Source organism: Myxococcus vastator, assembly GCF_010894475.1.
Taxonomy (GTDB): Bacteria; Myxococcota; Myxococcia; order Myxococcales; family Myxococcaceae; genus Myxococcus; species Myxococcus vastator.
On record NZ_JAAIYB010000671.1, the window covers coordinates 1 to 3,213 of the forward strand.

General features: G+C 71.6%; 4 protein-coding genes. All 4 read left to right on the plus strand.

Going from position 1 to position 3,213, the window contains the following annotated elements:
• A partial coding sequence (locus tag G4D87_RS35860) for a purine nucleoside phosphorylase YfiH/LACC1 family protein (protein ID WP_163787275.1) occupies positions 1 to 452 on the plus strand: 452 nt, incomplete at its 5' end.
• 84 nt (positions 453 to 536) lie between these two features.
• Positions 537 to 1,373 (plus strand): tetratricopeptide repeat protein, encoded by an 837-nt coding sequence (locus G4D87_RS35865; RefSeq protein ID WP_163787277.1) that lies wholly within the window; start codon positions 537 to 539, stop codon positions 1,371 to 1,373.
• A gap of 26 nt (positions 1,374 to 1,399) precedes the next feature.
• Entirely contained in the window at positions 1,400 to 2,605 is a 1,206-nt protein-coding gene (locus G4D87_RS35870) for a LysM peptidoglycan-binding domain-containing protein (RefSeq protein ID WP_176413375.1), read from the plus strand.
• Positions 2,606 to 2,743: 138 nt separating this feature from the next.
• A partial coding sequence (locus tag G4D87_RS35875; RefSeq protein ID WP_205507860.1) for a DNA-processing protein DprA occupies positions 2,744 to 3,213 on the plus strand: 470 nt, incomplete at its 3' end.

Consider the following 3,213-nt stretch of genomic DNA (forward strand, 5'->3'; position numbering starts at 1 on the left):
GGGTGGCGGTGGGCACGGCGGACTGCGTGCCGGTGCTGCTGGTGGACCCGGACGGGCGCGGCGTGGCGGCGGTGCACTCCGGCTGGCGCGGCACGGACGCGGACATCAGCGCGCGCGCCGTGGAGGTGCTGGTGGCCCGCGGTGCGAGGCCGGAGCGGCTGCTGGCGGCGGTGGGCCCGGCGATTCAGGTCTGTTGCTACGAGGTGTCGGAGGAGCTGGCGCGGCGCTTCAGCGCGCGCTTCGGGGAGGACGTGGTGCGGTGGGTGGAAGGAAGGCCGCGGCTGGACCTGACCCGCGCAGTGCGCCGGACGTTGGTGGGGGCGGGGCTCAAGCCGGCCCATGTCGACGTGCTACAGGCCTGTACCGCGTGTGAACCCACGCGCTTCTTCTCCCACCGGCGGGACGCGGGGCGGACGGGGCGGCACCTCAATTACGTGGTACACCGCTTCTAGCCACCCGGTGTGGGGGGCCGATTTCTTGACGCTCTCCGACGGGCCTTCCTATCCTCGGGGGGACCCCTCTGCTGAAGAAGGCCCGTGCCCGCGCGCTCCGTCATCTTCCGTCTGCTCGCCGCCGCGCCCCTGTGTGCGCTGGGTGCTTGCGCCACCACCGCTTCCTCGGAGGCGGAGGTGAGCGCGCTGCGCTCCGAGCTGCGCACGCTGCGCGCGTCCCAGGAGCGCCTGGTGGAGCGGGTGGCCCGGCTGGAGGCGCATGACGCCGTGTCGCGCGCGGGGGCTTCCGGTGAGCGCCCGCCAGCGCGCCCCATCCCGGTGAAGGTGGAGGCGTCCGCCGAGGCGTCGCTGGTCGCCACGCCGGAGCTGGCGGTGGTGAAGCTCAAGCCGCGCCATGAGCCCGCGCCGAAGCTGCCCACCGCCGTGGCGGTGCTGGAGCCGGACGACGAGCAGATGGAGATGTTCATCAGCCCCGCGCCGGAGGAAGGGCCCGCCGCGACCCTGGTGGCGTCGAACGAGGACGCGGGGGCGCAGCAGGACCCCGACGTGCTCGACGCGGAGTTCGACAAGGCCGTCAACATGCTCCGCACCGGCAACGTGGAGGGCGGGGTGGAGAAGCTGCGTCGCTTCGCCGACGACAACCCGCGTCACCCGCGCGCCGACAACGCGCTCTACTTCAGCGGGCTGGGGCAGATTGGCCTCAACGAGTTCAACGGGGCCGCGCAGACGTTCGAGCGGCTCATCAACACGTATCCCGCCGGGGACGCCATGCTGGACGGCATGCTCCGGCTCGCCGAGTGCCGGATGCGGCTCAACCAGGCCGCGGATGCCAAGGTGCTCTACACCCGCGTCGTCACCCAGTTCCCGGGGACGGCGGCTGCTACCCAGGCGGAACAGCGGCTCGCCGCGATCCCCCAGTGATGCTTCTTTCGAAAGGACGTCCCGCGATGCGCTCCCGGATTCTCACCTCGCTGCTGTTGAGCCTCGCCGTCGCGCCCACCGCGTACGCCCAGCAGGAGAACGAGGAAGAGCAGGACACGGGCGGTGAGATGGACGGCGCCGAGGTGATGGACGAGGCGCCCGACTCCGCGCCGCCGACCTCCGTCGCCATTCCGCCCGGCGCGCCCCGGGGCCGTGAGAGCGCGCCCGGTGAGGTCCACTCCGTGGAGTCGGGTGACACGCTGTGGGACTTGTCCCAGCGTTACCTGGGCAGCCCCTGGTACTGGCCCAAGGTCTGGTCCTACAACCCGGAGATCGCCAACCCGCACTGGATCTACCCCGGCAACCAGGTGCGCTTCTTCGCCGCGGGCGAGGAGGTCCCCACCCAGGTGACGGAGATGGTGGTCGACGAGGGCGACATCACGGCTCCGACGGAGTTCGCCTCCAACGACCAGGTCACCGTGACGGGCAAGATTGGCTACGACGTGGCCGGCTCCGTCCCCGTGACGACGCAGGGCTTCGTCACCCAGCGCGAGCTGGACGAGGCCGGCCGCATCGAAGGCTCGCCCTCCAACGCGGTGATGCTCTCCTTCCCGGACAGCGTCTACGTGCGCTTCAAGCGGAAGGGGGACGTGAAGGTGGGGGACCGCTACGTCGTCTACCACACCACCCAGGCCGTGAAGCACCCGGCGACCGGGCGCCCGCTGGGCTACCTCACCGACTTCGTGGGCACCCTGCGCGTGCAGCGCGTGGGCGACGGCATCGTCACCGCGCAGATCATGGACACCTGGGACGGCATCGAGCGTGGCGACCTGGTGGGCCCCGTGGGTGAGCGCCTCACCGAGCGCGTGGCGCCGAAGCCGAACACGAAGCAGGTGGACGGCACCGTCATCACCGCGCTGGTGCCGTACCTCACCGTGCTGGGTGAGAACCACAGCATCGTCGTGGACAAGGGCAGCGCGGACGGCGTGGAGCTGGGCAACACCTTCACCATCCTCCGCAAGGGCGACCCGTCCCGCCACGTGCTGGGCCACGACGTGCGCAAGCCGTCCAAGGAGGAGCAGGCCTACCCCTGGCGGAACATCGGCGCGTGCATGGTGACCGAGGTCAAGGAGCGCACCTCCAACTGCCTCATGACGCGCTCCCTGGAGGAAATGGTCCCCGGCGACCGCGCCTACATGGCCCCGGGCTCGTCGCCCTCGGCCAGCCGCTGAGCAGCGGCAGGAAAAGTGCAATGCGCCCCTCGGATGGAGGGGCTGAGTGCTTGACCGGTGGCGGTCCGGTGTTTATGTGTCGCGCCCCTCCCAGCGGCCCCACCTTCTATATAGGTGGGTATCGAGCGGGGGACGGGTATGGCGGACGCTGAGACGGACAGCCTCACGGCGGAGCAGCAAGCATGCCTCGCGCTCTGGGCCGTTCCCGGCCTGGGGCCGAGGACGCTGGCCGCCCTGCGCGCGTTCGCGGACGGAGGCCTGGCGCCGCTCGCCGCGACTCCGGTGCGAGACTGGGTGTCCCAGGCGCCGGTTTCCTCACAGGTTCGTCGCAGGCTCGCCTCCGTGGAGCGCCTGGCCCCGGTGGCGGGGCGGGTGTGGGACGCCTGCCGGACGTCGGGCATGAAGGTGGCGTTCCAGGGGCAGGCGGCCTATCCCGCGCGGCTGGCCGAGGTGGAGGATGCGCCGCCGGTGCTCTTCTACCGGGGCGTGCCGGGGCTGCCGCGGCGCCGGCTGGCCATGGTAGGCAGCCGTCACCCGGACCAGGGCTTCCTCCCGTTCGCGCGGCGCTTCGCCCGGCAGGTGGCGGAGTCAGGGGTGGGGGTGGTGTC